This is a genomic window from Bartonella sp. TT67HLJMS (assembly GCF_042193375.1).
GTDB lineage: Bacteria > Pseudomonadota > Alphaproteobacteria > Rhizobiales > Rhizobiaceae > Bartonella > Bartonella grahamii.
The window spans coordinates 131851-154103 of the sequence record NZ_JBHILP010000005.1 but is presented as its reverse complement, the minus strand read 5'-3'; the positions used below and the strand labels follow the sequence as shown (position 1 = coordinate 154103).

The following is a 22253-nucleotide window of genomic DNA, read 5'->3' as shown; positions in this document are numbered from 1 at the left end:
AATTCTTAACATTAGGATGCCTTGATGAAATTGGTAATCAGACCTTTTTATAAAACTTGAAAATGAAGTACATATAACATAATTGGAGTTCTTGAAAAATATTTTTTTAAAAGGCTGCATTCCGTTATCATTTATAGAATAATTAAGTTATAATAAAGTGAAGGGGATTTAATGGTACAATCGCATATTCGTCTGCTGATTATTGGCTCAGGTCCAGCTGGTTATACAGCGGCGATCTATGCAGCAAGAGCAATGCTTAAGCCGGTTTTGGTGACGGGCTTGCAGCAGGGTGGACAATTGACAATTACAACTGATGTTGAGAATTATCCAGGTTTTGCAGATCCCATTCAAGGACCGTGGTTGATGGAACAAATGGCGAAACAAGCTGAGAATATGGGGACAAAAATTGTCTATGATACAGTTATAAAGGCTGATTTGTTGAAGTATCCTTTTGTCTTATATGGGGATTCAGGAACACAATATTCTTGTGATGCACTGATTATTGCAACAGGAGCTCAAGCGCGCTGGCTTGGTTTAGAAAGTGAACAAACCTTTATGGGCGGTGGTGTGTCCGCTTGTGCTACATGTGATGGCTTTTTTTACCGTGATAAGGACGTTATTGTCGTGGGAGGAGGAAATACCGCTGTTGAAGAAGCACTTTATTTATCGCATTTGGCTAAAAGTGTAAGCGTGGTTCACAGGCGGGGGCAGTTTCGGGCAGAAAAAATTTTGCAAGATAGGTTGCTTGCTTGCAAGAACGTACGTATCATTTGGGATCATGTGGTGGAAGAAATTGTGGGGCTGCCTGCACAGGGGGCAGTGGGCGCTGTTGTAACAGGGGCACGTCTGAAAAATGTTAAGACAGGTCACGAGATGACAGTGAATGCAGAGGGAATATTTATTGCTATTGGGCATGATCCTGCTGTTTCTCTGTTTGAAGGACAGTTGAAACAAAAACGAGGCGGCTATTTATGGACAGCACCGGACTCAACAGCAACAAGCATTGCTGGTGTTTTTGCTGCTGGGGATGTAACAGATGAAATATTCCGCCAAGCTGTAACAGCTGCGGGAAGAGGATGTATGGCAGCGTTGGAAGCAGAACGGTTTTTGGATATATCTAAGCGTTAGTAACTCATTGAGAACATAAAGAATTTAGAGGTAGAATTAATTGTGGCACCACCGTTGGATTGGGATAAGTTAAGGGTTTTTCACGCTGCAGCAGAAGCGGGATCTTTTACGCATGCTGCTCAAAAGCTTCATTTATCTCAGTCAGCAGTTTCACGACAGGTTTCGGCTTTAGAACAAGAGGTTGGGGTATCCTTATTTCAACGTCATGCGCGTGGTTTGATTCTTACAGAACAGGGAGAAACTCTTTATCGTACAGCTCATGATGTTTTGATGAAGCTTGAAAGTGTACGTTTGCAACTAAGTGAAAGCTATGCAAAACCAACGGGGCACTTGCGTGTAACCTCGACCTTTGGAATGGGGGCAGGGTGGATTGCAGAGCGTATGCCAGAATTTCTTAGTCTTTATCCTGATATGCAGGTTCAGCTTTTGCTTTCCGATGAAGAGCTTGATTTGACAATGTGTCATGCGGATTGTGCTGTTCGCTTACATCAACCCCAACAACCTGATCTTATACAAAGAAAACTCTTTACAATTCATATGCATGTTTATGCTTCGGAAAAGTATATTGCAAATTATGGAAAGCCGGAAAAATTGTCTGATCTCGATGAGCATCGTATTATTTCGTTCGGTGAACCTGTCCCACCTTATTTGTCTGGTTTAAATTGGTTGGAAAAGGCTGGTAGAAGTGATGGATCATTGCGCGTTTCAGTTCTACAAATCAACAATATCATCTCAATAAAGAATGCGCTTATGCGTGATCTTGGGATTGCTGTGCTGCCTGATTATATCGTCAATAATGATGAGCATTTGGTGCGTCTTTTTCCTGATATGGTTGATATTCCTTCTTTTGATACTTTTTTTTGTTATCCTTATAATTTAAAGAATTTGGCAAGGTTAAATGCTTTTCGAGATTATATTTTTTTAAAAGCCCGTCAGTGGTCTTTTTAATGTTAATGCCTTAATTTATAAGGAATAATTAACTTTTTTACAATTTGAGACTCCCCTAATATTCTTTCGTTTTAAATTTGCCCATATTGAATCAATTAAAACTATTCGTTGCACATTAAAAGTGGATGGAGTCCGTGTGGAAAAATACTTTTGAAAAAAGGGATAAATGTTTTTTATGAATGCTAGCAAATGTGAGAGTTATTATATATTGAAAACTGGACAATCGTGTGATGGTGTAGCTTACATTTTTATATTTAATTAATAAAGAGTGGTACATGATAGAGACAAATTTAAAGCTATGTGTTTATTGCATAGCAGATACGCTTAAGTCTTTATTGTACTTTTTCTTATAAAATGACATAGAATGCTATCTCTTGATTATGTTGCCTCCCAGTGCATTTTCTTGAGTGTTCCCTTACGAAGATCTATCAGATTGATTTTATCTCTGAGGATTTTCCAAATTTGCCGGACATATGTCCGGCTTTTTTTTTATTTTTGAAAGAGCTCCTAGAAATTGCAATATATGGGAGGATGATAAGGAAAAAATTTCGAAACTTGTGGATATCCAACAATTTTTTAAGAATACTAAAATTCAATAAGGAGTTTGAGAGAGATTTATTCTGTTGTAGCATAAAAGTCTGTCTTTTAGGGGCATGATATAAAATATTTAAAACTTTATACATTGAGGTGCTTTTTATTAGAGTGAGAGGTGAATATTTAAGGCAGGTCTTGTTCATAAAGCCTATGAAGTAAATCAAGTCGTTATTAGATAGAACTTAAAGGAAACTGGATTGTTTACATAACGACGGGAAGTGGCTTCTTCTTCATTTTAGGACGAAGAAGAAGCCGAGAAATAGAAAAGATTTGATTGTAAGGGCAATTGGGTTTAAAAGCGCTCGATCTTTTTTAGAGTTATACATTGAATAGAGAAAGCAGAATAGTTTTTTTATCATCTCATGATAATAAACCGATTCATTTATTTGATCGCTAGATTTTTTTGATCTTTATCTACAGCCTCTATTGTTGTGTTTATTCATGGATATTTTTGCTGAATCGATTGATTCAGACCATGATACAGTTTCCGATATTTTCTCGGATATACTGACATTCGGCAAAAAAACGATCACAATAGATGATATTAAAAATTTTAAATTAAACTGTTGCAAAAGCGCTGTATACGTATACAAGCTTCTTCAAGTAATTCTTCTGATGTTGCATAAGAAATACGAAAAGCTGATCCAAGTCCAAAAGCAGATCCTTGGACGACAGCAACAGCTTCTGTTTCTAGAAGCGCTATGGCAAAGTCTTCATCATTCGTAATACATTGACCGTTGGGTGTTTTCTTTCCAATAAGTCCTGTGCAAGAAGGATAAACATAAAAAGCACCTTCGGGCGTTGGACAGTGAATGCCAGGAGCTTGGTTTAGCATGGAAACAACGAGATCACGGCGTGCTTGAAAAATACTTTTATTTTTAGCGATAAAGTCTTGTGGCCCATTGAGTGCTTCAACAGCAGCCCATTGTGAAATGACACTTGTTCCAGATGTTTGCTGACCTTGAATGGTATCCATAGCTTTAATTAATTCTTGTGGTCCCCCTGCATAGCCGATTCTCCATCCCGTCATCGCATATGCTTTGGAAACACCATTCATTGTGAGTGTACGCTCATAAAGCGCTGGTTCTACTTGAGCTGGAGTAACAAAGGTAAAACCCTCATATGTGAGATGTTCATATATATCATCGGAAAGAATATAAACATGAGGATATTTTACTAAAACATCTGTGAGTTTTTTCAATTCATTATGTGTATAAGCGGCACCTGATGGATTTGAAGGAGAGTTAAAGATGAACCATTTGGTTTTGGGGGTAATGGCAGCTTCTAGCTCTTGTGGTTGGAGTTTATAAGAAAATTCGGCTTTTGTTTCTAAAAAGACAGGCGTACCATCGTTGAGTGCAACCATTTCTGGATAACTTACCCAATAAGGAGATGGAATGATGACTTCATCCCCTTTATTCAAAGTTGCCATCAATGCATTAAAGAGAATTTGTTTTCCACCGGTACCAACAATAATTTGCTCTGGTTCATAATTGAGATTATTTTCCCTTTTAAACTTTGCAGAAATTGCTTGGCGCAATTCTGGAATTCCAGATATGGGAGGGTATTTTGTTTCTCCTCTTCGAATAGCTTCAATGGCCGCGTTTTTGATGTTGTCTGGGGTATCAAAGTCTGGCTCTCCAGCGCTTAAAGCAATAACGTTGCGCCCTAATGTTTTTAAATGACGGGCTTTTTGGGAAGCAGCAATTGTTGCAGAAGGTTTGATACGAGACAGTTTGTCGGCAATAAAAGCCATAATTTTAAATCCTTATATTATATCAACAAATAGTTATTGCTTTAAGGATATTCTATAAGAGATTATATTGTATGCAATAAAAAACTTCCAAAATACTCTTACACGGGCTTTACATTCTTCTTTTTTGAGATTTTTACAAGATAATCTATTCTTAGATTTTACGAAAGTTTTAGAGGAAGTATAAGGGGGGGGTGATAAATTGTGCAAAGGAGATAAGCAGCTTTTTATTTTAACAAGGTAAAATGATGCTTTATACAAAATAAAAAAATCTTCGTCGTTACAGACGAAGATTTTTAAATAAAATATTGCAGAATTTAAACCTTAAAGAGCTGCAAGGTTGCCAGCGGCAAATTTTCCTGAACGACGATCTTGAAGAACATCATAAGAAATTTTTTGCCCTTCATTAAGACTGTTTAGACCAGAACGCTCAACAGCAGAAATGTGCACAAATACATCTGCACTACCATCACTAGGCTGAATGAATCCGAAACCTTTTGTTGTATTAAACCACTTAACTGTTCCTGTAGACATAGGAAACTCCTTAGAATATATAATTATATTGAGTATTGAAGCTTTCATTCCTTCAATACGGTTGTAGATCGAAATTAGGTGGGAGAAGTTTCGTCAAAAGTGCAGATCGCACAGGAAAGAAAGTCACGTAACCGAAAATTCGATGAAACCTCTATAAAAGTCTTTAGAACAAAAAGCAAGTCTTAATCAATTTTTATATAAAAAAAATAAGAAAGCAGTGTACCTTTTGCTGAGTAGAAAAAATTCAACTGAAATAACTTTGTAGTGAACGTACTTCAAGGCGCCTTTTTTTGAGTGCTTTGATCGCTTCTACGACGGCTTCGGCCCCAGCTATTGTTGTATAATAGGGAACATTTTGCATGAGTGCTGCATAACGTAATGATTTTGAGTCTGAGATGGCACTGGCAGTGCTAGTTGTATTAAAAATCAATTGAATTTGGCGATTACGAATGGCATCTTCAATATGAGGATGCCCTTCTAGGACTTTGTTGATTTTTGTTGCTTCGACGTGGTGTTCGGTAAGAAATTTATGTGTTCCACTTGTGGCGACAACAGAAAAGCCAAGCTCAGTTAAACGTTTTACAGGATTTAAGATGCGTTTTTTATCTTCATCTCTTACAGAAACGAACAAAGTTCCCTCTTTAGGGAGTTTTACACCAGCTCCAAGTTGGGCTTTAGCAAAAGCAAGCGAAAATTCATAGTCAAGTCCCATAACTTCACCGGTTGAGCGCATTTCTGGACCAAGAAGTGTATCAACACCTGAAAAACGAGCAAAAGGAAACACTGCTTCCTTGACGGCAATATGTTGTTTTTTCTGCAAGGAAGGTAATCCACCATAAGCTTGAAGAGCATCATGAAGTGTTTCTCCTGCCATAATACGTGCAGCCATTTTAGCAATAGGGCGACCAATCGTTTTTGCAACAAATGGGACAGTACGTGAAGCACGGGGATTGACTTCTAAGACATAAATGGTGTCATCTTTTATAGCATATTGTACATTCATGAAGCCGCGAACATGAAGTGCTTGTGCTAATGCTTTGGTTTGGCGCTCTAATTCAGTAACTATTTTATTTGAGAGCGTACGGACTGGTAAAGAACATGCTGAATCACCAGAGTGGATACCAGCTTCTTCAATGTGTTCCATAATACCAACAATCAGTGTTTCGTTGCCATCACATAGACAATCAACGTCTACTTCAATTGCTTCTGTTAAATAGGTATCAAAGAGAAGCGGATTTTTACCAAGCAATATATTGATTTGTCCTGTTGTGTCGTTAGGATAACGGACTTTGATATCTTCTGAAATTAATTCTGGGACACTCTCAAGTAAATAATTTTGTAAGCTACGTTCATCACGGATAATTTGCATAGCACGTCCTCCTAAAACATAAGAGGGACGTACAACCAATGGGAAGCCTAGTTCGTGGGCAATGAGGCGTGCTTGTTCAATGGAGTGAGCAATACCATTTTGAGGTTGTGTTAAGTTAAGTTTAAATAACAGTTTTTGAAAGCGATCTCTATCTTCTGCTAAGTCGATAGCGTCAGGTGAAGTACCCAAGATGGGAATGTTGTGTTTTTCTAGAGCGCTTGCCAATTTCAAGGGTGTTTGTCCGCCAAATTGGACGATGACTCCAACCAAATCTCCTTTTTCCTGTTCTGCTTCTAAAATAGCGATAACATCTTCTGTTGTTAAAGATTCAAAGTAAAGGCGATCAGAGGTATCATAGTCGGTTGAAACTGTTTCAGGATTACAGTTAATCATAATCGCTTCAAAGCCTGCATCACGCAGTGCAAAAGCAGCGTGGCAGCAACAGTAATCAAATTCAATACCTTGCCCAATGCGGTTTGGTCCACCGCCTAAAATAGCAATTTTTTTGCGTTCAGAAATGTGTGCTTCCGAGTGCTCTATACCTGCAAAGGGAACTTCATATGTTGAATACATATAGGCTGTAGGAGAAGAAAATTCAGCGGCACAAGTGTCAATCCGTTTGAAGACGTGTCTAACATTCAGTGATTTGCGTAAAGCTGCGATATCATCGGGTTCTTTTCCAGTAAGGGAGGCTAATCGCGCATCTGAAAATCCCATAGCTTTTAACATACGTAAGTTATCTGCATCTTGGGGTAATCCATGAACGCGGATACGCTGCTCCATTTCAATGATGGAGGCTATTTGTTCTAAAAACCACGGATCAATTTTGCTAATTTGGTGAATCTCATCTATGGGTAAGCCTGTACGCATGGCTTGAGCAATATAGCGTAGACGATCAGGGCTTGGTATTGCAATGGCGGAGCGTATAGAACTTTTTTCATCACCTTCAGCATGCTCTGGAATAACAATTTCATCAAGACCCGTAAGTCCTGTTTCAAGTCCACGGAGTGCTTTTTGTAACGATTCTTGAAAAGTGCGTCCAATTGCCATGACTTCTCCTACAGATTTCATCGCAGTTGTGAGGACAGGTGATGAACCGGGAAATTTTTCGAAAGCAAAACGAGGAATTTTTGTCACAATATAGTCAATAGAAGGTTCAAATGATGCTGGTGTTGCACCACCCGTTATATCATTTTTTAATTCATCAAGAGTATAACCAACAGCCAGTTTAGCGGCTACTTTGGCAATGGGAAACCCCGTTGCTTTTGAGGCAAGCGCTGAAGAGCGAGAAACACGCGGATTCATTTCAATAACAATGAGGCGCCCATTTTCAGGATTGACAGCAAACTGTACATTGGATCCCCCCGTTTCAACACCAATTTCACGCAAAACAGCAATCGAAGCATTACGCATACATTGATATTCTTTATCTGTTAAGGTGAGAGCAGGCGCTACAGTGATCGAATCACCGGTATGAATCCCCATTGGATCAATGTTTTCAATAGAACAAACAATGATACAGTTGTCGTTCTTATCACGAACAACTTCCATCTCATATTCTTTCCACCCTAAAACACTTTCTTCAATTAAAACTTCAGTTGTAGGCGAAGCTTCAAGACCGCGTTCAATAATTTCATAAAATTCAGAACGATTGTAAGCGATTCCACCACCGGTTCCACCAAGGGTAAATGAAGGACGAATAATAGCTGGAAGTCCAACAACATCAAGAGCTTGAACTGCTTTTGCTGTTGCATGGGCGATATAATGTTGTTTGCGATCAGTTTCGGTATGTCGCCAGTTGCGCTCAAGTTCTTCGAGTGCTTTGTCAAGTGCAGCACCAGAAAGTTTTGCTTTAAGTTCAGCACGCGTTTTTGCGTGCTGTCGGCGATTTTCTTCTTTTAGTTCTGTTGCATTGGCTAACATAGAGCGTGGCGTTTCTAAACCGATTTTTGCCATCGCTTGGCGGAATAAAGCACGATCTTCAGCTTTATCAATAGCATCAGCATTGGCCCCTATCATTTCAACATGATAGCGGTCTAAAATACCCATACGCTTTAATGATAAAGCAGTGTTGAGGGCTGTTTGTCCTCCCATAGTGGGCAAAAGGGCATCGGGACGTTCGTGGGCAATAATTTTGGCAACTATTTCAGGAGTAATGGGCTCTATATACGTTGCATCAGCTAGATCTGGATCTGTCATAATCGTGGCAGGATTAGAATTTACCAAAATAATTCGATAACCTTCTTCTTTTAATGCTTTACAGGCTTGTGTGCCTGAATAATCAAATTCACATGCCTGACCAATGATAATAGGTCCTGCTCCGATGATAAGAATAGATTTTATATCTGTGCGTTTGGGCATGGCTTTTTCCTATGACAAATATCTGTGCGCGATTGTTGCGGGTAAAATATTTCAGTTCTGAGGCTACAGTCATTTTATAAGTTAAGTGACAAAGAAAGTAAGCACTAAAATACCTTTTCCATGCTTTTTTTCATAAAATTGAAGATAAATTTCTTTTTTGAGCTGAGTCATCTCGTCAATATATCAAAAGTATGATCTTTGATAAAAAAATAATAGTAGTACTCCAACAAATTAGAATATTTAAGCATACTGTGGAGAATAAAAGCCGGAACATCTTTTCAATCCATTGCCGGCATATTTTGTGTTTTTATGACGTTGTTTTCCTAAAGAGGGAGCGCACTTTTTCTGTTGCTTGTAAAACATAAGCCATTATTTATGGTTCGATGGGATTTCGTAAAATGAAATGGGAAGTTTATCTTGTTGTTCCGTAAAGTACTACCGTTTAGAGCTGTGATATAAGGTATGAAAATTTACTACATTAAGGTGTTTTTTGTTAGAGTATATGATAGAATCCAGGGCGGAATTTGTTTTTAGAGAGCTTATGAAATAAACCATATGAAATGGTCTTAGTTGGAATCTGTTAGATAAAAGGCAAGATTGTTGATAGATCGATTCTGGTCGAACTTTCCGTTTTAGGGTAGGAAGAAAATCAATAGATGTATGTTTCCATTTCATAAAAGGGTGAGAGTGTATTTTAATACAATGGCTAAGGAGATAATTTCAGAATGATTTTGTTTGCTGTTAAAAGATAGTGAATACTCTCTCTTTACTTTATGGATGATGTTCAAAAATATTTAAAAATATAAAGAAGGCTAAAATGCTGAACATTTCCCAAACGAGAATATTCTGTCTGAAAGATGTATCAATAGGAAAGCTTTTGGTGGCTAGGTCTCAAAAAGGGATTTGTTATATAGCGTTAGGAGATACTATAGAGCAATTATTACAGGAGTTTAGGATACGATTTGGCAATGCACAACAAGTTGTAGGTGACAATACATTTAAGAGAGAAGTTGCTCATATTATAGCCATGATAGAAACACCTAAGTTGGTCAAAAAATATAATTTTCCCTTAGATATAAATGGTACAGTTTTTCAACGACAAGTATGGGCAGTATTATGTGATATACCATGTGGTGAAACAATTTCATATGAAGTCTTAGCATGCCGTATTGGTATACCGAACGCTTTTCGTGCCGTTGCTAATGCGTGTGCACGTAACGAATTGGCTGTTATCATTCCTTGTCATCGTGTTGTGCGTAAAAATGGTTTTATTTCAGGGTATCGTTGGGGATCCAAACGGAAACAGATTTTGCTACAACGAGAACAAAATGGAGGAATTTAATTTTGTGTGATGGGCATTATAATCGTTACAGTTGTCCCTTTCATTTCTTTTGAGGTAATTTCAAGTTTTCCTTTGTGGAGTTCTAGCAAGGAGCGTGAAATGGCTAAGCCAAGACCTGAGCCCGTGTGAGATTTAGTAAGCTGATTTTCAACTTGTTCAAAAGGTTGCCCAAGTTTTTTAATTGCTGATTGGGGAATACCAACACCTGTATCTGTAATTTTAAAAATAAGGTTGTTTTTTTTCTTGAAAGCACAGACATCAATATTTCCGCCAGAAGGCGTAAATTTAACGGCATTAGAGATGAGATTAAGGAAAATCTGTTTCATTGCACGACCATCAACTTCAGCATGAAGTTCTGGCGTAATGTTTGTTGTAACAACAATATTTTTTTCTTGAGCTTGAGGCGTTAGTGTCCGTACAGCTTCACTAATGATGGGCTCAAGATCGGTATTTTTACAATCAAGCGAAAATCTTCCAGCTTCAATTTTTGACATATCAAGGATGTCATTGATAAGGGTTAGAAGATGGGTTCCCGAATTGTAAATATCATGCATATATTCCTTATAGCGTTGTGAGCCAAGAGGTCCAAAAGTCGATTGCAACATGATATCTGAAAAGCCTAGAATAGCGTTAAGTGGCGTGCGCAATTCATGGGACATATTAGCCAAAAACTCTGATTTAGCTTTGTTAGCACTTTCAGCACGCTCTTTTTCTGCCTTGAGACTTTTATTAAGTTTTTCAACTTCTGAGGCACGTTGTTGAGCACTTCCTCGAGCACGTTTGAGTTCTTGAATAAAAGAAAAAAGACGCCTTTCACTGTCTTCAAATTTTTCCTGTTGTTGTTTAAGCTCAGAAATGTCAGTACCAATACAAACCAATCCTCCGTCTTGGGTTCGCCGTTCGTTAATTTTGAGCCAACAACCATCTGCCGTTTGGCGAATACTGGTTAAGTTACCAGTACCATCATCTTTAAGGGGATATTCACTGATAGCAGGGCGTGCCATGGCTTCGACGGTTGCACGTTGGATACCGGATTGTAGAATTTGTTTAGGAATAGCAGCATATTCGCAAAATTTGCTGTTGGACATGACTAAACGTCCTTCTGAATCCCACAAGACGAAAGATTCTGAAATGTTTTCAATTGCATCACGGATACGAAGGTCGGCTTGCGCTGTTTGTTCAGCCAATTGTTGCTGTTCACTAATATCGAAGGAAATACCAACCAAATGGGGTTCTTCTTCTTCAGTAACTTCAGCACGAATGCGCATCCAGACATAATGGCCATCGGCATGGCGCATGGGAACGTTAATATCGATATGCTTTTTTTTACCGCTCATTAATTCCTGAGCAAGATCAAAAAAATTCGCATCATTTGGATTGATAATGGCGCTAATTTGGGAAATTGAGAGCAATGCATCTTGAGGGACATAGCCCAGCATTTCGTACATTGCTCGTGACCAGTAGACGCGTCCACTTGCCATATTCCAATCCCATAGTCCACAGCGTCCACGCATCATTGCCATATCAATACGGTTTTGAATTTTTTCTGAGACAAGATCCGTTTTGCGTGCTCGTACAATTTGGTTGTAATAAGCATAAAGAAGAGCGAGGATAACGCCACTAGTTCCAATGAATAGGGTTATATTTAACGAGAGAATTTTCCGCCATTCCATGGCGCTATCTTGCATTTTTTCGCTAATGAATACGCCATATTGCCCATTTTCTGTTTGCTGAAATGAAGCAAGAGCAGGGGCATCTTTTCCTATTGTAATTTTCATAATTCCAACGTGCTGTCCAAGAGATTGTAAAGCAATGCTGTCAGAGATAAAATCTTGCAAAGGTTTTCCTAAAGAAATCTCTGAACTGGATGAAGCTAAGACATTTCCTTTTTGATCAATAATGGCGATCAGAGTGCTAGGATTAATAAGATCTTGATTACGAAAAGTGGTGAGGATATTTTGCAAATGACTATGAGAAAGGGCAGAGACTTTTCCTTTCTGAGAAACAGCCAGTAAGTCATGATTAATTGTATTGGTAATATGAGAAGCTAAGAGAGTGATGGTAGAACGCGTGTTCTTATCAATCGTGTTACGCCAATCATAGAGTGATATAAAACGAATTGATGCAAGTACAATAAGAAATGCTAAAATAACAAACGGAAGTGAGCGACGCAACCAAGGTTCAATAAAGAGAAGCTTTTGATAGGCGGAGCCAGAAAGCAGATGAATACGTTTTTTCTGCGCTTTATGACTTGGAGCGCTCGATTTTGAATCAGCATACACCTCCGTTGGCGCATGATATGCGTCCAATTTAGCCATTTCCAGTTCCTTTAATTATGGAATAATGTGATTTAAAAACTGCTTCGATATTCATAGTAACCCCATCGAGTGCAATGAATCAAAACAGGAGTCTTCTGTCCAGTCTTTTTTTTAAAAAAAAATAATTTTACTTCTATGAACGTGGAATATGAAAAGAAAAAGGCACTTTAAACATGATCTATAAACAGGCTTAGATTGCCTGTTTATAGATTTAATGATGATCGAATAGTCTGTAGAATTTATTTAAAAAAATATTATAGAATATTGATTTAAAATAATTTTTCGTTTCAAGTGAGCAGACGGTTGATGATATCAGCGACATCGCTTGATAACTTTGGCGCAGCAGCAATCATTTTTAATTCAGTTTCAAGTTTTTGTTGTCGAATGGGTTCTAATTGTCGCCAAGAGCGCATCGTTGTTAATAACCATGAAGCGAGCTGTGGATTTTTTTTGTCAATTTCCAAAATAATTTGGCAAAGAAAATGATAAGATGCTCCATCCATTCTGTTAAAGCCCGTGAGATTGTTAGAGGCAAAGACACCGATTAGGGAACGCACACGATTGGGATTATCTTTTGAAAAGAGCGGGTGTTGCATGAGCTTTTGAACATTCTCGAGCGTTGATGCCCCTGCAACCATTGCTTGAATGGAGAACCATTTATCCATGACCAAAGGATCATGGTGATAGCGGTTTTCAAAATCATTTAAGGCATTTTGCGCCTGCTCACTTTCATTAAAACGCTTCACGAGAACAGCGATACTAGCCATACGGTCAGTCATATTATCAGCTGTTGCATATTGTGTGGCAGCACGATTTGGATTGGCCTCAGTAATGGAAAGATAATCCAGTATTATATTCTTTAATGCTCGCTTTCCAGCTTGTACAGTGTTTGATGAATAGGGCTCTTTGGTTTGCATTTGCCCATAAAATTTTGTGAAGAGCCCTTGATGTGTATGCGCGAGCGAAGCTAAAAACTGATTGCGCACATGATGAATACGCTCTGGATCAACATTTTTACCAAGTGTATGGGCAAGTTCAACTTCGCTCGGTAAACTTAAACAAAATGCACGAAACTCAGGTTCAAGACTTTCATCTGTAATGATAGCTTCAATCAATTTTATCAAAGCAGAGGGCATACCCTCTTTTACTTTTGTTTCATCTTGAATGCTTTGAATCAAAGCTTGCGTCATTAAATGATTAAGAGATTGCCAGCGATTGATGTGATTGTCATCATGTTGTGCAAGAAAAATAAGTTCGCTTTCATTGAATGGAGTTTGTAGATTGATTGGCGCAGAGAAGTCTCTAAGTAGTGATAAAACAGGTTTTTCACGCAGACCCTTTAATGTAAACGTTTGGTTTTCCTTGGATAAAAGCATAACGTTTGATTGAATATCTGTATCCGCTTCATAGGTGAGGTTTTCTCCATTAGGTCCTAACAAGCCAAATAATATAGGGATAAGCATGGGCTTTTTTGTATTTTGTTGTGGGGTTGCCGGAATATGTTGCTTTGCATGAATTGTTAAAACACCATCGTTATAATGACTATCGATTTCTACATTTGGTGTTCCAGCTTGTTCATACCACAACATGAATTGGGAAAAGTCTTGACCAGATACTTCAGCAAAACAGGCGATAAAATCTTCAATTGTACAAGCTTGTCCATCATGACGTTGAAAATAAAGATCAGTACCTTTACGAAATAGAGAGGGTCCTAAAATAGTCCGTATCATGCGAACAACCTCAGCACCTTTTTCATAAACAGTTGTGGTGTAAAAATTGTTAATTTGGCTATATTGACGAGGACGTACAGGATGAGCGAGGGGACCAGCGTCTTCGGCAAATTGAGTAGCTTTTAATGTTTTTATATTTTCAATTCGCTGTAGGCTGCGTACATTTTGATCTGATGAAAATTCCTGATCACGATAAACAGTGAATCCTTCTTTTAAACAGAGTTGAAACCAATCGCGACAGGTAATACGATTACCACTCCAATTATGGAAATATTCATGTGCAATGACACGTTCAACATTTCTATAATCCTGATCGGTTGCTGTTTCAGGATCTGCGAGAACATATTTATCATTAAAAATGTTAAGTCCCTTGTTTTCCATTGCTCCCATGTTAAAATCGGAGACAGCAACAATATTAAAAACATCAAGATCATATTCGCGCCCAAAACATTGTTCATCCCAACGCATGGAACGTTTAAGAGCATCCATTGCATAGGTTGCGCGTTTGGTTTTTCCTTTTTCCACATAGATACCAAGCTCGATACGTCGTCCAGATACAGTTGTAAAATGGTCTTCTAACTTATCAAGATCTCCACCTACTAAAGCAAAGAGATAAGATGGTTTGGGATAAGGATCTTCCCAAATGGCAAAATGGCGATTATTCTCTAAAGTTCCTGTTTCCACCAGATTACCATTTGAAAGCAAGATTGGGATTGTTTGGGAATCTGCTTCAATTTTCACTCTATAGGTAGAAAGAACATCTGGGCGGTCGTAAAAATAAGTAATACGACGAAAACCTTCCGATTCGCATTGTGTACAATAAACACCATTTGAAAGATAAAGTCCCATAAGTTGGCGGTTGCTTTCAGGATTTAGTTCCGTAACCAATTTCAATGTAAAAGGAGCCGCTGGTGGGTTTGTAATTTCTAAACGTGAAGGCGTCACTTTATAAGTGTTTGGGGCTAACATCTCATCATTGATAGAAACGGAAATTAAAGTAAGATCATCACCAGAAAGAACAAGAGGTGTTAATTCTTTTGTATTGTGACGGGATTCAATAGACAATATGGCTGTAACATAGGTTTTTGTTGGTGCCAATTGGAAGGAAAGTTGTGTTTTAGGGATAGCGTAAGGGGTTGGCTGATAGTCTTCCAAACGATAAATAGATGTTGTTGGCTGTTCCATAGTTTTTCCCATTCGTATTTTAAGAGTTAAAGAAGGTGTTTAATTTTAGAGTCAAAGAAGATTACAGAATTACAAAAGGCTATCGAGGCGATTTTTTACTTCTAAGAAGTCTATCCATGTAAGTTTTTTTTGACTAGGGGTTCGGAGAAGGTAGGCAGGGTGGAAAGTTGGCATAACAGGTATTTTAATATTATCCTCACTTTCATAAATATGCCATTTCCCTCGTGTTCGGATAATCCCATTTTGAGATCCCGTAAGAAGCTGTGCAGCAATGCCTCCCAGTGCTATAAGTACACGAGGACGCGCTAAATAAATGTGCCGTTCAATAAAAGGACGGCACAAGGCAACTTCTCTTGGTGTTGGTGTACGATTTCCTGGTGGACGCCAAGGAATAGTGTTGGCAATGTAAACATTATTTCTTGTTAAGCCAATTGATGCGAGGATTTTATTAAGCAACATCCCTGCTTTTCCCACAAAAGGAATTCCTTGTATATCCTCTTCTCGTCCTGGTGCTTCGCCTATAAGCATCAGGGGGCTTCCTGCTGTTCCATCTGAAAAGCAGGTATTTTTTGCTGTCAATTTTAGTGAACAGCCATTAAATGCGAGGAGCGCAGATTTTAATTCATCAAGTGTTTTTGCATTGTTTGCACTCTCTATAGCTGTGGGTTCATTTTGTATAGCCCCCCTAGAGTTATGCAGCGGACGATGATCTGATTTTACGGTGGGAGATGTTTTGGGAGATGTTTGTTGATTATGAGAAATGTTCACGACAGATATTAATTTGCTCTCTGAACAAGCAGACTGCTTAAAACGATTAATAGGGAAATCTGTCAGAACAGCATCCGCACCACTTTCTTTATAAAAGTTTAAGAGTTCTTCATAAGAAATTGAGCACGGCGTTTGATTTAACATTTTATTTTTTCTAATGATCTAGCAACTATAGATCAAACAAAATTATCCTTCAAGTTTTATAAATGTATTCGCTAGCCATTAATGTACAAGAACGCTGATAGGATTCTCTCTTTTCACAAAAAAGGCAAATCGTAAAATGCGAGTGTTCGCGATTATATACATCTTTAAATGTACAATTTGTTTAAATTACGCTATTTTAAATTTTTAAACAGACTAAGCTCTTTATAATAAAAGAATTCTCTACTGAATGCAAGTGGTATGATAACATTTTTGATCATTATATTCTATATTTAATAATTAATGAAAGTGATTTTTATAGTATTTTATTTGTAAAATTAAGTATAAATTTTTTATTATTATATTTTTATCTTTTTTTAATAATTTTTATTAAAAATATTAAATATATTAATGAGATATATAAATATTACTTTTATATGAGAAAATATTAGATATATGAGAAAATACTAAGACTTTACAAACTGTTTTTGCAATGGGTTAAAAGCAATGTGTGGATATATGCTTTTGCTTTTTTTACAGCTGAAATGAGAGGTTCATTTAATGCTAAATGCGCAGCAATAGCGCTTGAGAGAATGCAACCTGTTCCTCGCATTGTTCCTTTTAAACGTGGCGTAGAAATATTTATGACTTCAGTTTTGTCAATGAAGCTATCAATTGCAAGAGGACCCTCTGCATGTCCCCCTTTTACTAAAATAGATCGAGCTCCCAATGACAAAAGTTTTTTTGCTTGTTGTATCGCTTGCTCATCATGAGATGCCAATGGACTTTGGCTAAGAAGAGCAAGTTCTTCTCTATTCGGTGTTAAAAGAGTAACATGGGAAAGCAGTTTATCGATCATCGTGTCGATGATTGCTTCCGTTGTTAGTTTTCCTCCTGATGAAGCGACAAGTACGGGGTCCAAAATAACTGGAACATGGGGATAGTCTTTGAGTACGTTACAGATTGCTGTTATAATTGCTTTTGTACCCATCATACCGATTTTTATTGCGCTTATAGGATTTGCTTCTAGGGCAGCACGCATTTGCGCAGCGACGAGGTCTTCACGCATTGGAATGATTTCGGCAACGCGATTATCATCTTGTACGTTAACACAAGTGATTGCTAAATTTGCTTTTATTTGAAAATATGCAGCGGTTTCTATATCACGAACAATACCGGCACCTCCTGTTGGATCCGTGCCTGCAACAATAAGAATGGAAGGTATCAACGCCATATTTGTGTCACTTTTATCCACTGTTGGACACGTTCTTCAGGTTTTTTATGGAGGATAATATCAGTCACAACAGCAGCACTATTTGCTCCCGCTTTTAAAACACCAACTGCGCGTTCTGGTGTTAAACCACCAATACCCACCAAAGGTAAAGCACCAATCCGCTTTCTCCATTGTTTGATTTTTTCTAGTCCTTGCGGCATCCATTTCATTTTTTTTAAGATTGTCGGATAAATAGGACCAAGTGCAATATATTCAGGATTAACAGAGAGTGCGATATCCAATTCATGTTCATCGTGTGTACTAAGACCAACTTTTATACCACTTTTACGAATTGCGTGAAGATCAGCATTGCTTAGATCTTCTTGTCCCAGATGAATAAAATTGCACTTTTCATCAATTGCTATTTCCCAATGATCATTAATAATTAATTGTGCTCCCAATTTATTGCATATGTTTTTTGCGCGCTTGATATGTTGACGGATTATTTGTTGATTTTCATGTTTCATACGCAATTGTACGAGCTTGATGCCAAGAGGGAGCAAACGTTCAACCCAATCAGCGTTATCAACGATGAGGTAAAATGGATCCAGTTTCATAAAAATACTGCTTTTCCAATGACTGGCGTTGAAGGGACTGCCACATTGCGTGCTTCGATCATGCCAGCTTTATATCCCATACGTCCTGCTTGAACAGCTTTAGAAAATGCTTCAGCCATTAAGACAGGATCACCTGCTTTAGCAACTGCGGTATTAAGCAGTACTGCATCGTAACCGAGTTCCATCGCAATGGCGGCATGTGATGGGCGTCCAATGCCGGCATCAACAACAAGAGTAGCGTCAGGAAGGTAAGCACGGATAGAACGCAGTCCATCAGTATTATGAGGTCCTTTGGCAGAACCAATAGGAGCACACCAAGGCATAATAACACGGCAACCAATGTCGAAAAGTTTTTCAGCAACAATGAGATCATCCGTTGTGTAAGCAAAAATTTTGAAACCTTCATTGTTTAAAATTTGCGCTGCTTCGATTAAGGAAAAAATATTTGGCTGTAATGTGTCTGGGTTTCCTATCACTTCGAGTTTAATCCAAGCTGTTTTAAAGAGATCTCTTGCTAATTGCGCTGTGGTTACGGCCTCTTTAACAGTATAACAACCAGCAGTATTAGGAAGCACTGTTACCCCAAGTTCTTGAAGAAATTGCCAAAATTGTCCACCTTGTTTTCCACCTGCCGTTTCACGACGCAAGGAGACAGTCACAATTTCCGTATTCGATTTATGAATAGCATCACGAAGGATTGCTGGTGAAGGATATTGCGCTGTACCTAATAGAAGACGGGAAGAGAATTGTCGTCCATAAAGATTCAGCATAATTTTAGCCTCCTTGCATTGGGCTTAAAATTTCAATTTTATCTCCTTCATGCAAGACAAATTGGCTTCGTGCATCTATGGAAACAACTTCAGCGTTAACAGCGGTTGCAAGCCAATTTCCTTCATACCCCAATTCTTCAAGTAAGAGACCGAGAGTCATAACTTCTGTTTGGACTGTTTCACCATTAACAAATATTTGCATGCTTTATTCCAATGCCAATTTCATTGCTCGTTTTGCCATTTCTGGAGACAAAAGAAAACCATGTCTATAAAATCCATTAATAGAAATACAATTACCATCTTTATGCACAGAAGGGAAGTTATCAGGATAACATGGACGAACACCAACGCCAGATTCAATAATTTCTGCTTCAGCAAAAGCAGGATGTAAAGTATAAGCCGCGTTGAGCAGTTCCATCATTGATCTCACTGAGATTGCACCATCAAAGTCACTTTCAATCATTGTTGCGCCAATCATAAAAATATTATCTTGTCGAGGTACAATGTAGAGAGGAAACCGTGGATGAAGAAGACGAATTGGACGCGAAATTTTAATATCGGTGCAGCGCACGAGAAGCATTTCGCCGCGTACGCCCCGTATATTTTTATCTTTTCCTAAACGTGCTATTCCTGTCGCATCAATAACAATATCAAAATTTGTTTCAGCCGTCTCTACATCAACAAAACACGCTCCATTGTTGAGAAGCTTTTCTTTTAAAGCCATAAGTGCTTTGCGAGGATCAATATGGGCTTCATTTTCATAAAAGAGCGCACAGTTAAAACGTTCCGCAAGATCTGGTTCAAGATGAGCTATTTCTATATTATCTATGGTTTTGTGATTATGCGTGCGTCCAGAAAACCGTTCAAGCTCTCCTCTATCTCGTGTAGGTGCAACCACTAAAGTGCCTTTTTGTATGACAAGGTTGGGAAGCGTTTTACGCCACCACTGTATAGCTTGTATACCAAGATCTTCAACAATCTGTTCCGCATTTTCTCTCTCACAGTAAGGTGCGAGCATTCCTCCTGCATACCAACTAGCACTTCCTATCGGAGAATGAGGGGGAGCCGATATAGTAACAGAAACACCTTTTTGCTGTAACATAAAGGCAACCGTTAAGCCGCCTACACCTGCACCTTTGATAAGAATGTTCTTCAACTGTTTGCTTTCTCTTTTTGAGGAGAAACGATTTCCATATAAAGATCACCATTTTTTTGATATTTCTCGGCCATGGCGATCATACCTTCCCCTTTTGTTTTTCTTATTGCTGCTGCCTCACGAATATCATGAGAAATACGCATAGAACAGAATTTTGGTCCACACATGGAACAAAAATGTACCAATTTATGGGCTTCTTTAGGCATTGTCTCATCATGAAAGGCACAGGCTGTTTCCGGATCAAGAGAAAGGTTGAATTGATCATGCCATCTAAAATCAAATCGTGCACGCGAAAGAGCATTATCGCGCAATTGTGCTCTAGGCAAACCTTTGGCAAGGTCAGCGGCATGAGCAGCAATTTTATAAGTGATCACACCAGTTTTTACGTCATTCCTATCGGGGAGTCCTAGGTGTTCTTTAGGTGTTACATAACACAACATAGCTGTTCCAAACCATCCAATCATAGCGGCACCAATTGCTGATGTAATATGATCATAACCAGGAGCAATGTCGGTTGTAAGAGGTCCCAAAGTATAAAAAGGCGCTTCATGACAGAGATCTAATTGTTGCTTCATATTTTCTTTAATTTTGTGCATTGGGACATGCCCAGGACCTTCAATCATAACCTGTACATCTTTTTCCCAAGCAATTTTTGTCAATTCTCCCAAAGCTTTAAGCTCTGCAAATTGGGCTTCATCATTGGCATCGGCAATAGAGCCAGGGCGCAATCCATCCCCCAAGGAAAGAGAGATGTCATACGTACGTGCAATATCACAAATTTCATCAAAATGTTCATAGAGAAAACTTTCTTTGTGATGATGCAAGCACCATTTTGCCATAATAGAACCACCTCGTGAAACAATACCTGTTACCCGATCAATGGTCAAAGGGATAAAAGGTAATCTTAATCCCGCATGAATGGTAAAATAATCAACACCTTGCTCTGCTTGCTCAATAAGAGTATCACGGAAAATATCCCATGTTAGGTTTTCGGCAATACCCTGTACTTTTTCGAGTGCTTGATAAAGTGGAACAGTTCCAATAGGAACAGGGGCATTTCGAATAATCCACTCACGAATATTATGAATATTTCGACCTGTTGAGAGATCCATAACTGTATCTGCTCCCCAGCGAATGGCCCAAACCATTTTATCAACTTCTTCTTCCATAGATGAAGTCACTGCTGAATTGCCAATATTGGCATTAATTTTAACACGAAAATTACGCCCAATAATCATGGGTTCGCACTCTGGATGATTAATGTTTTGTGGAATAATGGCGCGTCCACAAGCAATTTCATTGCGAACAAATTCGGCAGTATAAATTTCTGGTATTGATCCAGCAAATGTTTCATTTGATGGTACATTCTGCTGTTCGTTTACTGCTAATCCTTCATTTTCTCGTATAGCCACATATTCCATTTCTTCGGTAATAATGCCTGCGCGCGCGTAAGCCATTTGTGTAATTGCTTTGCCATTTTTTGCTCGTAAAATGGGACGTTTTTGTTTAAAGGTTGGTGTAAGGTTTTTATCAGAAGCCAATCCATTATCTTCAGGTTTAACTAATCGTGCAGGATAAGTTTCAGTATCATCCCGCTTAGAGAGCCAAGGCAAGCTAATTTCTGGCAAGCCTTTTGTAATATCAATGATCATATCTTTATCTGTGTAGGGGCCAGAAGTATCGTAAACTTTTAAAGGTTCCTCACCACTGCCATCAGTCAGTGAAATTTCACGCAATGGTACGCGCACATCAGAAAAGATAGGACTTTGTTGATAAATTTTGCGTGAAGCGGGAAAGGGGCTACAACTGATTGATGGAGTATTTTTCTGCACAAACTTTTTCCTTATAGATACAGAGTTCAAAAATAGGTTGCGATGTTAATGGGGATGTATTCAAATTATCAATTACGAGCATGCGGATGAATAGGAATAGTATTGCTTTATAGCAAAGCAAACCCAATAAAGCTCAAGAAAATTTATTTTGAAAAATTGATACAATATCTATTCTAATATTTGCATGCCTCCTCCCACTTAAAGTATTTTTGTTAATACGAATATGGTTGGCTTAAATATCTATGATGTCAATCATAAAAATATATTTAAATGATTTTGATGTGTTTTTTAAGAGTGAAAATAGATATTATGAAGTGATAAACTATGATACTGAAGCTTTTATAAACAAGAATAAAGTTAAAAACGGATTATCAAGGAAAAATTAGATAGTTTATAGCTCTGATCGAGATTTTTTTCATATTAAAATAATAACTCAGAATACCATAAGATTCTTTCATCATACATCTTTTCATATAAAATTACTTCTTGCACGT

General features: G+C 38.2%; 15 protein-coding genes. 3 read left to right on the top strand and 12 right to left on the bottom strand.

Annotated features, from left to right (window positions below):
• The first annotated feature begins 171 nt into the window (after window positions 1–171).
• The gene (gene trxB, locus ACFIJQ_RS04585; RefSeq protein ID WP_375628743.1) at window positions 172–1128 is read left to right on the top strand and encodes a thioredoxin-disulfide reductase; all 957 of its coding nucleotides are present in this window, start codon (window positions 172–174) and stop codon (window positions 1126–1128) included.
• Between the two features lie 42 nt (window positions 1129–1170).
• On the top strand, window positions 1171–2076 hold the full coding sequence (locus ACFIJQ_RS04580) for a LysR family transcriptional regulator (RefSeq protein WP_012754906.1): 906 nt from the start codon (window positions 1171–1173) through the stop codon (window positions 2074–2076).
• A gap of 1147 nt (window positions 2077–3223) precedes the next feature.
• Here ACFIJQ_RS04580 and ACFIJQ_RS04575 read toward each other — a convergent pair.
• From ACFIJQ_RS04575 to carB, 3 genes are all read right to left on the bottom strand, one after another.
• Window positions 3224–4426: a pyridoxal phosphate-dependent aminotransferase gene (locus tag ACFIJQ_RS04575; RefSeq protein WP_012754907.1), complete on the bottom strand. Its 1203-nt coding sequence runs from the start codon at window positions 4424–4426 to the stop codon at window positions 3224–3226.
• Between the two features lie 321 nt (window positions 4427–4747).
• Window positions 4748–4957 (bottom strand): cold-shock protein, encoded by a 210-nt coding sequence (locus ACFIJQ_RS04570; protein WP_012754908.1) that lies wholly within the window; start codon window positions 4955–4957, stop codon window positions 4748–4750.
• 244 nt (window positions 4958–5201) lie between these two features.
• Window positions 5202–8687 carry a carbamoyl-phosphate synthase large subunit gene (gene carB, locus ACFIJQ_RS04565; protein ID WP_375628741.1) on the bottom strand — a complete coding sequence of 1162 codons (3486 nt, stop codon included), beginning with the start codon at window positions 8685–8687 and terminating at the stop codon, window positions 5202–5204.
• An 817-nt stretch (window positions 8688–9504) separates the two neighbouring features.
• Between carB and ACFIJQ_RS04560 the strand changes: the two genes are divergently transcribed.
• Window positions 9505–10029, top strand: a complete 525-nt coding sequence (locus ACFIJQ_RS04560) for a methylated-DNA--[protein]-cysteine S-methyltransferase (protein WP_375628739.1) — start codon at window positions 9505–9507, stop codon at window positions 10027–10029.
• Here ACFIJQ_RS04560 and ACFIJQ_RS04555 read toward each other — a convergent pair.
• The 9 genes from ACFIJQ_RS04555 to thiC form a co-directional block, all read right to left on the bottom strand.
• A complete protein-coding gene (locus ACFIJQ_RS04555) occupies window positions 10026–12347 on the bottom strand; it encodes an ATP-binding protein (RefSeq protein WP_375628737.1) in 2322 nt (773 codons plus the stop codon). The genes ACFIJQ_RS04560 and ACFIJQ_RS04555 overlap by 4 nt on opposite strands.
• A gap of 287 nt (window positions 12348–12634) precedes the next feature.
• On the bottom strand, window positions 12635–15262 hold the full coding sequence (pepN, locus tag ACFIJQ_RS04550) for an aminopeptidase N (protein ID WP_375628735.1): 2628 nt from the start codon (window positions 15260–15262) through the stop codon (window positions 12635–12637).
• 69 nt (window positions 15263–15331) lie between these two features.
• On the bottom strand, window positions 15332–16174 hold the full coding sequence (locus ACFIJQ_RS04545) for a uracil-DNA glycosylase family protein (RefSeq protein WP_273788417.1): 843 nt from the start codon (window positions 16172–16174) through the stop codon (window positions 15332–15334).
• A gap of 472 nt (window positions 16175–16646) precedes the next feature.
• Window positions 16647–17405 (bottom strand): hydroxymethylpyrimidine/phosphomethylpyrimidine kinase, encoded by a 759-nt coding sequence (locus tag ACFIJQ_RS04540; RefSeq protein WP_375628733.1) that lies wholly within the window; start codon window positions 17403–17405, stop codon window positions 16647–16649.
• Complete coding sequence (locus tag ACFIJQ_RS04535; protein ID WP_375625055.1) at window positions 17396–18001, bottom strand: thiamine phosphate synthase; 606 nt, start codon at window positions 17999–18001, stop codon at window positions 17396–17398. The genes ACFIJQ_RS04540 and ACFIJQ_RS04535 overlap by 10 nt, the downstream gene beginning before the upstream one ends.
• Window positions 17998–18771, bottom strand: a complete 774-nt coding sequence (locus ACFIJQ_RS04530; RefSeq protein WP_375628731.1) for a thiazole synthase — start codon at window positions 18769–18771, stop codon at window positions 17998–18000. The genes ACFIJQ_RS04535 and ACFIJQ_RS04530 overlap by 4 nt, the downstream gene beginning before the upstream one ends.
• Window positions 18772–18775: 4 nt before the next feature.
• The gene (thiS, locus tag ACFIJQ_RS04525; RefSeq protein ID WP_012754917.1) at window positions 18776–18973 is read right to left on the bottom strand and encodes a sulfur carrier protein ThiS; all 198 of its coding nucleotides are present in this window, start codon (window positions 18971–18973) and stop codon (window positions 18776–18778) included.
• A gap of 3 nt (window positions 18974–18976) precedes the next feature.
• On the bottom strand, window positions 18977–19927 hold the full coding sequence (gene thiO / locus ACFIJQ_RS04520; RefSeq protein WP_375628729.1) for a glycine oxidase ThiO: 951 nt from the start codon (window positions 19925–19927) through the stop codon (window positions 18977–18979).
• On the bottom strand, window positions 19924–21759 hold the full coding sequence (gene thiC, locus ACFIJQ_RS04515; protein WP_375628728.1) for a phosphomethylpyrimidine synthase ThiC: 1836 nt from the start codon (window positions 21757–21759) through the stop codon (window positions 19924–19926). The genes thiO and thiC overlap by 4 nt, the downstream gene beginning before the upstream one ends.
• Window positions 21760–22253: the final 494 nt, after the last annotated feature.